This is a genomic window from Pseudomonas sp. 24 E 13, from assembly GCF_900004715.1.
Lineage (GTDB): Bacteria > Pseudomonadota > Gammaproteobacteria > Pseudomonadales > Pseudomonadaceae > Aquipseudomonas > Aquipseudomonas orientalis_A.
Genome location: NZ_CVTO01000092.1, coordinates 1 through 8,209, shown reverse-complemented (window position 1 = coordinate 8,209; position 8,209 = coordinate 1). Strand labels below are relative to the sequence as shown.

Genomic DNA, 8,209 nt, shown 5'->3' with positions numbered 1-8,209 from the left:
TAACGGGGCGCCTGAGATCAAGATCAAAAGCGACTCGCTGCGCATCGTGGTTACGGGTGGGCGCGGCTGCTTTATGTAGGAGCGAGCTTGCTCGCGAAAAACTCACAGGCGCCGCGTTGATTCAGGAGGCACGCGGTATCGTTGACGTTCTTCGCGAGCAAGAGCTAGGCGCCCCCCTCGCTCCTACAGAAGGCGGTGTACGCTTAACAGACTGGCCTTCAGGCCTGCATCCGCCCGAACTTGCCGGATTGGAAATCGGCAAACGCTTGGTGGATCTCCTGCTCGGTGTTCATCACGAACGGGCCGTGGCCAACGATGGGCTCGTCAATCGGCTCGCCGCTGAGCAGCAGCACCTTGGCGTCGTCGTTGGACTCCAGGGTGATGCGGTCACCGTCACGCTCGAACAACGCCAACTGCCCCTGGCGCGCGACTTCATCGCCATTGACTTGCACGGTTCCGCTCAGGATCACCAGCGCGGTGTTGCGCCCGGCGTGCAGGTCCAGCGTAACCGCCTTGCCGGGATTGAGGCGCAGGTCCCACACGTCAATGGGCGTGAAGGTACGGGCAGGCCCTTGGGTACCGGCGAATTCACCGGCGATCAGGCGCAGTTGCCCCGCGTCGCCCGCCAGCGGCAATACCGGGATATCGCCATCGACGATGGTCTGGTAACCGGCGTCGGCCATTTTGTCCTTGGCCGGCAGGTTGACCCACAGTTGCACCATCTCCAATGCCCCGCCTGTGTGGGCAAAGCCTTCAGAGTGGAATTCCTCATGGAGAATGCCCTTGGCCGCCGTCATCCATTGCACATCGCCCGGGCCGATTTTGCCGCCGGCGCCGGTGGAATCGCGGTGCTCGACTTCGCCGTCATAGACGATGGTCACCGTTTCAAAGCCGCGATGCGGGTGCTGGCCGACGCCGCGACGGGTGTCGGTGGGGGTGAAATCGGCCGGGCCGGCGTGGTCCAGCAACAGGAATGGGCTGATGTGTTTGCCCATGGTGTCGTAGGAAAACAGCGTGCGTACCGGAAAGCCGTCGCCGACCCAGTGGGCGCGGGGGCTGGTGTAGAGACCGATCAGTTTTTTCATGGTGTACCTCCAAAGTGCCTACACCATAAGTCCCAAAGCCGCAGAGCACTAGCCGGCGAAAGCGGCCCTGATCGTCCTATGTATAGGACAGTGCCTTGGGCGCGCGCTGACGCAACAGATGAAAGGCGACGAAGGCCGTGACGGCAAAGGCGGCCTGGATGACGATCATCGGCGTCGCGCTACCATCGCGTAGCTGGCTCAACAGCACGCCGCTGCAGGTGGCGCCGAACATCTGCGCGAAGCCCATCAGCCCGGCCGCCAGCCCGGCGCGGTGGGCGTTGGGCATCACCCCGCCCGTGACCGCGCCGGGCAATACCAGCCCGCCGCCAAGCGTGGCCAGGGCTATGGGAATATCCAGGCCCGCCACGGAGAGCCCGAACAGCGCATAAATCAGCAGTGCCAACACCCCGCCCGCGGCAACCAGCGTCACGCCCATCGTCACAATCCGCTGCGGCCCGAGGCGCAGGATATTGCGCCGGGTATAGGTGGAACCGACGATCAGCATCGACACGATCAGGCCGAAATTGATGCCGTACTCCAGGCTGCTCAGGCCCAGCAGGTTGATAAACACCGCCGACGAACCGGCAATCACCGCAAACATGGCCCCGTAGGTACAAGCCAGGGCCACCGCGTAGGCGCGGTACGGGCGGCCCTTGAGCAAATCCAGGTACTGCCCGCCTAGGGTGCGCCAATGCGCGGCCTTGGGGTCGAGGTAATGGTTGCTCTCGCGAAAGAACAACACCGCGAGCAGCAGCACGACGCTGCCGATCACCAGGGCGAGAATGATTGGCGCATGCCAGCCGAATGACACCCTTTGCAAACGAAAAAGAATTCGCTATCCATCACAAAATAGAACCAGAAGACATCTTGGGCATGACACCTATAAAAAGTGATGGAAGCTATGTAGGCTATTCCATCCCAAACCCAAACAGGAAATAAGATGAACACGAAGAAAATCAAAGCAATCATCAATAATCAGACGACGGAGGTTACCGTAAGGTACAACCTAGAAAAACTTTCCATGACTTTCTCCGAAGCTGAAAACTTCAAAAAATCCTATAAGGGAAATGATATTTATAATTGCCTAGCAAAGGTTAGAGCAGACTTTCCACATATAACTTTTCTTTGTAAAGGAGCAAAAATCAACGTTATGCCGTCAAGAATGGCTTCACAGATGAGCGGCGGCCTTGTCGCATATGAAATGACACTAGGCAAACCAGCCACAAGAGACGACATAGTCAATATATTCGACTTTGAAAAAAACAACCTTACAAACGACCCCGCAGAGCAAGTTGCTTTCTTTAAGGAATGGCTAGAGTCAATAAATGCACAAGGTTATGAAAAATTTAATTAACGTCGATAGCCCAAAACGGCCTACACAGGACTACGATTATAAAAAAAGAGCACCCAGCATGTCAATAATTTGCGGACTGCTATTTATTTATGACATCGAGAATACTTATGATCTTAAAAGAGAGGAGCTCATAGCGTCAAAACATGTAAACAACGAAAAAGAACTTGTTGAACTTTTTAACAAACTGACCAAACCAGACTTTCTTGCATACACTCAACCAGAGCAACACTGGTTCATTGATTCAATTGAGCACTTCTTGACGACTAACGACAGCTTCGATTGTGTATTTAAAACAATGACAACTTATTTCAGCACCAAAGTACTTGACCAGCAAAAATTTATGAGCACGCTATTACGCTGCTTATAACACTACAATCTAGAAGCCTTCCCACGCGAACAACAACTAAGCAAACATCTACAAGCCCCTTAGCCAAAAGAAAAAACAAAGTACCCCCCATACAATTAAGCACGCCATTTAAAAGCTATTAAATGCAATTTCTCTTAATAATTAAGACAACTGTAAGAGAAGCCAGTAATCCGCTCACCTCACCGGGAGAAGATTACTATGGCAACACCATCGTCCGCATAGAAATGCGAGGCTGCGGAAGGGCATAAAGAGATGATTATGAATACGCCAAAACGAAGAAAGCCAGAGTTTCTTAAACGAAAACGGACAACCCATCATTGCCTTACGGATACAAAATGAAACTCAAGCCAAAACTCTCAATAATTCGAGGCCTACTTTTCACATACTGCATCGAAAATACTAGGAATGCAGCCAGAGAAGAGCTTATTTCCTCTATAAACGTTAACAATCACGAAGAGCTCACACAGCTGCTTGACGATCTGACTAAACCAGAATTCATCCAATACAGGCAAGATGAACGAGACTGGTATATCAACACACTTCAGCACTTCCTAAGCACGGACGAAAATTTTGATTCAGTCTTCTATCTTTTCGACACCTACTTCGAGGATGACATTGTCGACAATAGAGCATTCATGAGCACCCTACTTGAATGCTTAATGCGTTATAGAACTGAAACGACAATGGCTGCTCCTCCTATTTGAACCAGAGGGTTGCTCGCGCTGGATAAAGGGCTGCTACGCAGCCAATCGCGAACAAGCCCCCTTGCCAAAAAAGACACACCAACTCCGTCAGTTCAACGCTTGGCCAACTCCATAATCATCCGACTCAACAAATAAACCCGAGGCACCACACTCTCCACCTGGGCGTACTCCTCCGACGTATGAATATTCCCGCCCACGATCCCAAACCCATCCAGCGTCGGCGTCCCTACCCCGGCCGACAAGCTTGCATCCGCGGCGCCGCCGCTGCCTTCGATGGTCAGGGTCTTGCCCAACTCGCCGTAGATGCCCTGGGCAATCGCGACGAGTTTGTCCGATTCCGCCGTTTGCGGCATTGGCGGCAGCCCGCGTTGCAGGGTGGTCTTGACTTCGGTTTCGGGGATCAGTTTGTCCGCTGAAACCCGCGCCAGGTCTTTCTCAATGCGGTCGAACTCTTCCGGCAACGCCGCGCGCACGTCGGCCTTGGCGGTGGCTTGGTCGGGGATGACGTTGGTGCGGTCGCCGGCCTTGAGCACGGTGAAGTTGATGGTGGTTTTCTTCTCCTCGTCCCCCAGCTTGCCCAGTTGCAGGATCTGGTGCGCAACTTCCATGGCGGCGTTGCGCCCCAATTCGGGCGCGACGCCGGCGTGGGCGGCTTTGCCTTTGACTTCGACCACGGCGGTAGCGCTGCCCTTGCGCCAGACCACCAGGCCATCGGCCGGGCGGCCGGGTTCCAGGTTGAGGGTCACGTCATGGCCCTTGGCGGTGGTGCGGATCAGTTCGGACGCGGCGTCGGAGCCGGTTTCTTCGCTGGCATCGAGCAGGAAGGTGATTTGCGCATAGTCCTTGAAACCCTGGTTTTTCAGGACTTTCAGCGCGTAGATGCCGGCCACGATGCCACCTTTGTCGTCCATCACGCCGGGGCCATAGGCACGGCCGTCCTTGATATGGAACGGACGCTCGGCGGCCGAGCCTTCCTTGAACACGGTGTCCATGTGCGCCATCAGCAGGATCTTGGCCTTGCCGGTGCCCTTGAGGGTGGCGACTACATGGCTGCTGTTGGCGGCCTTGTCCGGCACCAGCTGGATACTGAAACCCAGCTGTTTCAATTCATCCACGGCAATATCGCGCACTTGGGCCAGGCCGGGCTCGTAGCCGGAGCCGGAGTCGATATTCACCAGGCGTTCCAGCAGTTTCAGGGCGTCGGCCTTGTACTGTACGGCATCCGCCTGGATTTGCTTGTGCGGTTCGGCGCTGTAGGCCGGCAGGGCGAAGGACAAGGCCAGGGTGGCGGCCAGAAGGGTACGGGGGAGGGTGAAGGGCATGAACCGGTCCTTGTTTTTGTTGAAGGGAGATCGCCACACCCTACCCCACTAAACGGACCGCAACCAAGCCCCCTGCAGTGAGTTGACCCGGTTGCGCCCGCTGCTTTTGGCTTCGTACAAGGCACGGTCGGCATCATTGAGCCAACTGATGGAGTCGGCATGGCCGGGGTGATACAGCGCAAGGCCGATGCTCAAGCTGGCACGCAGGGTCGGGTCCTGGGCATACGCCAAGGCGTTGAAACGATCACGCAGGGCGTCCATCACCTCAGTGGCGCGGTTGAGCGGCATGTCCGGCAGGATCACGCAGAACTCATCGCCGCCGTAGCGCCCGGCTAGGTCGGTGCCGCGCAGGTTCTGGCGCAAGACCTTGCTCAACTGGCGCAAAACGATATCACCGGTGACATGGCCATAGGTGTCGTTGATGAGTTTGAAGTGGTCGATATCGATCAGCGCAATGGCCGCTCCCGCCGGACCACGGCGGCAACGCTGGAACTCGACTTCCAGATGGTCTTTCCAGGCGCCGTGGTTGAGCAGGCCCGACAGGCTGTCGGTGCGGCTCAGCGCCAGCAGTTCGCGCTTGTGCCGCGCCAGTGTCAGCGCCTGGCGATAGCAGATCCAGCCCAGAACCAGGGGGTACAGCATCAGGATCGGCAGGCAGGCGTACAACTGCACCTGGCTGGTCACGGCAATAAAGGCCGGCGTGAATATCAAAAGCGCCGTGGCGATACCCAGGGCCTGGGCCACCCACCCCGCCAGCATGAAGCGCGGCCCGCCGATGGCGACATTGTTCATGCTCATCATCGACAACGTGGTGACGCTGGGCAGCGGATTGAAGTGCATCGCGCCGACCCAGAACCCGCCGCAGAAGGAGTCGAACAACAGGTTGCGGCGCTCACTGCGCAACGCATGGACGGCACGCAACGACGCTTGAAATGCCAGGTGCGGCCAGACAAACGCGTTGATCAGCATCCAGGCCCACACCCATGGGGACGGGTTCAGCGGATACATCGCAAACGCCACGCACACAAAGCCGAGCGTCATACCCAGGAGACGAGATTTGTACAAGCGCGAAGCGAGCGGAAGTCCATTTCCTCCGACGGCTGGCATGATAGGGGCATCCTGGGTGAATCCCTGAAGTCTATCAGGGCAAAGTCAAAACGCCACTACTGCGTGCAAGCTAATGCTTCAATGCGAAAAGCCGCGTGCCAGCATGACCGCCACGCCGAGTAGCATCACCGCCGTGATCCGCTGCAGCAGCACTCGCCGCCTGGGATTTTCCAGCACGTGCTTGATGCGCTGGCCGAAATAGCAGTACAGGCAGCCGCTGGCAAATTGCAGCAGCAGGAACGTCAGGCCGAGGATGGCGATATCCGCCGCTGAGCTGTGCTCACCCGCCCCGGCGAACTGCGGGAACACGGCGCTGAACATGATGATGGTCTTGGGATTGGAAAAGCCGGTCAGCAAACCTTTGCCGAACAGGCTGCGCGAGCCCTCCACGGCGCCGGCCTTGTCGATCGACACGCCGTTGCTGGTCCACTGCTTGTAGGCCAGGTAAAGGATGTAGGCCACGCCGACAAACTGGATGGCTTGGGTAATCGCGAGGTTGCCCTTGATCAGCTCCGAAAAGCCCACGGCAAAGATCAGGATCGAAATCAGGTACGACACACTGGCGCCGATCTGCGCCGGAATCGAACTGCGCAGGCCATCCTTCAAGCCCAGGCTCAACAGCAACAGGGTCATGGGACCGGGACTGAAGGTCATGGTGGCGCAGAACAACAGGAAGTAGAGAAACGAAGACAGCGTTAACGCACTTGTCATGGTCCGGGACCTTGAATGGAGAGAACGGCAACAACGGGGTGCACGCCACAGGCGCACACCCCTGGATGACATCAGGCGACGGCGATTTCGGTCGTCAGGGATTCGCGGTACATCAAGGCCAGGTCGGCCAGGGCCGCCTTGGCGGTCTGGTTGCGGGTTTCAAACGCCACCAGGCCTTTCCAGTTGGTTTCGACAATGGCCTGCATGACGTCGGCGTAGTCGCAGTTGCCGTCGTGAATGCCGAAGTGCTGGTCTTGCACGCCGTTGTTGTTGCTGAAGGAAATGCCCTTGATCAAGTGGTGATACTTGCGCACCACGGCCGCCGGCAGACCGTCCTCGATGTTGGCGTGGCCGGCATCGAGGAAGAAATACACGTTGTCGTGGGCTTGCAGGCGCTCGAACACAAATGCGTATTCAGCCTCATGGGTGAAGATGTAGTGGAAAGGACGATAGTTGACGTAGTTGGACAGGTTTTCCAGGTAGATGTCCGTGCCCTTGGTCGCCGCATAAGTGGCCAGTTCCTGGACTGACTTGAGGTAATGCTCCAGCGCCACTTTCTTGGCCTTGAGTACCATTTTCGGCTCGACGATGCAGCCACCGTGAATGATCAGCGGCGCGCCGAGGCGACTGGCGATATCGATCTCCTGCTTGACATAGGCCACCGCCGCCACGCGAAACGCCTCGACGTCACTGCCCAGCGGCGCCTTGAAGTTGCCATGGAACACCGGCTTGACCCCACTGGCGGCGATCTGCGCCAACAGGCTTTCGATGCGCGCATCGGTCCAGTCGTCGACCATTTCGCCGAACAGGCTGCCGTCCACATACCAATGGGTGCACTGCCCTTCGATGGCGGCTTGCAGGCCCTGTTCCGCGGCCAGGTATTTCTGGTGGGCCACACCGGTGCAGAACGGCACGGTGGGGTTGATCAGTTTGCTTTCCATGGAGCGATTCCTTTCGTTGATGGAGGGTCAGGCGGTGACAGCGTCAGCGAGTTCGATGGCCATGAAATCGGCCTTGGTCACGCCGCAATCCGGGCATGTCCAGTCTTCAGGCACCTCTTCCCAAGGGGTGCCGGCGGGAATTCCGTCCTCCGGAATGCCCAATGCTTCTACGTACATAAAACCGCAGGGTGCACACATATAAGTCTTCATGAGAGTGCAGAATCCATTGCTCGCGTATAGGAAATTTCGCCAACTCCTGGCGAGATGGCGCGCAGTCTAGGGCAATGGCATTGCGCCAGGCAGGTAAAGTGATGCCTAATCCCGCCTGACTTCACCGGTAAAAGCACCGGCAAACATAAGGACGTTTCATGTTGGTATCGGCCATCGCCTTTGTGGAAGGCACACCCAAGGTCCAGCAGATCGTGGATGCGTTCAGCCAGGCCATCGAGGCCGGTGAATGGGCGCCCGGCAGCAAGTTGCCGTCGGTGCGCGAGCTGACCGAAATCCTCGGTGTCAGCAAGTTCACCCTCAATGAGGCCCTGGACCGTCTACGCGGGCGCCACTTGCTCACTTCCAGCCAGGGCCGTGGCTATTTCGTCGCGATGGACAGCGCGCGCC

General features: G+C 57.2%; 8 protein-coding genes and 1 pseudogene. 2 read left to right on the top strand and 7 right to left on the bottom strand.

All coding sequences use genetic code 11. The annotated features are described in order from the left end of the window. Positions 1-218: 218 nt before the first annotated feature. Positions 219-1,085 (bottom strand): pirin family protein, encoded by an 867-nt coding sequence (locus BFP90_RS05995; protein ID WP_065896240.1) that lies wholly within the window; start codon positions 1,083-1,085, stop codon positions 219-221. A gap of 76 nt (positions 1,086-1,161) precedes the next feature. Continuing rightward, positions 1,162-1,887, bottom strand: a pseudogene (locus BFP90_RS05990) (MFS transporter); the annotation flags it as partial. 138 nt (positions 1,888-2,025) lie between these two features. On the opposite strand from BFP90_RS05990, the gene BFP90_RS05985 reads away from it, so the two are divergent. Then, on the top strand, positions 2,026-2,439 hold the full coding sequence (locus BFP90_RS05985; protein WP_065896239.1) for a hypothetical protein: 414 nt from the start codon (positions 2,026-2,028) through the stop codon (positions 2,437-2,439). 1,163 nt (positions 2,440-3,602) lie between these two features. Here the strand turns inward: BFP90_RS05985 and BFP90_RS05970 are convergent. The 5 genes from BFP90_RS05970 to BFP90_RS05950 all read right to left on the bottom strand — a co-directional run bounded on the left by BFP90_RS05970 (position 3,603) and on the right by BFP90_RS05950 (position 7,801). Then, a complete protein-coding gene (locus BFP90_RS05970; RefSeq protein WP_065896236.1) occupies positions 3,603-4,832 on the bottom strand; it encodes a M20/M25/M40 family metallo-hydrolase in 1,230 nt (409 codons plus the stop codon). A gap of 48 nt (positions 4,833-4,880) precedes the next feature. After that, complete coding sequence (locus tag BFP90_RS05965; protein ID WP_065892982.1) at positions 4,881-5,939, bottom strand: diguanylate cyclase; 1,059 nt, start codon at positions 5,937-5,939, stop codon at positions 4,881-4,883. 78 nt (positions 5,940-6,017) lie between these two features. Then, positions 6,018-6,650 carry a LysE family translocator gene (locus tag BFP90_RS05960; RefSeq protein ID WP_065896235.1) on the bottom strand — a complete coding sequence of 211 codons (633 nt, stop codon included), beginning with the start codon at positions 6,648-6,650 and terminating at the stop codon, positions 6,018-6,020. A 71-nt stretch (positions 6,651-6,721) separates the two neighbouring features. Next, entirely contained in the window at positions 6,722-7,591 is an 870-nt protein-coding gene (locus BFP90_RS05955; RefSeq protein ID WP_065892981.1) for a sugar phosphate isomerase/epimerase family protein, read from the bottom strand. Between the two features lie 27 nt (positions 7,592-7,618). After that, the gene (locus tag BFP90_RS05950) at positions 7,619-7,801 is read right to left on the bottom strand and encodes a rubredoxin (protein ID WP_065885035.1); all 183 of its coding nucleotides are present in this window, start codon (positions 7,799-7,801) and stop codon (positions 7,619-7,621) included. 158 nt (positions 7,802-7,959) lie between these two features. Here BFP90_RS05950 and BFP90_RS05945 point away from each other — a divergent pair. Further along, positions 7,960-8,209, top strand: a 250-nt coding sequence (locus BFP90_RS05945; protein WP_141688933.1) for a winged helix-turn-helix domain-containing protein, incomplete at its 3' end; no start/stop codon positions are given.

Coding starts and splice junctions, on each gene's coding strand:
- BFP90_RS05955 (WP_065892981.1), bottom strand. CDS start 7,591: ATGGAAAGCAAACTGATCAACCCCACCGTGCCGTTCTGCACCGGTGTG.
- BFP90_RS05995 (WP_065896240.1), bottom strand. CDS start 1,085: ATGAAAAAACTGATCGGTCTCTACACCAGCCCCCGCGCCCACTGGGTC.
- BFP90_RS05965 (WP_065892982.1), bottom strand. CDS start 5,939: ATGCCAGCCGTCGGAGGAAATGGACTTCCGCTCGCTTCGCGCTTGTAC.
- BFP90_RS05960 (WP_065896235.1), bottom strand. CDS start 6,650: ATGACAAGTGCGTTAACGCTGTCTTCGTTTCTCTACTTCCTGTTGTTC.
- BFP90_RS05970 (WP_065896236.1), bottom strand. CDS start 4,832: ATGCCCTTCACCCTCCCCCGTACCCTTCTGGCCGCCACCCTGGCCTTG.
- BFP90_RS05950 (WP_065885035.1), bottom strand. CDS start 7,801: ATGAAGACTTATATGTGTGCACCCTGCGGTTTTATGTACGTAGAAGCA.
- BFP90_RS05985 (WP_065896239.1), top strand. CDS start 2,026: ATGAACACGAAGAAAATCAAAGCAATCATCAATAATCAGACGACGGAG.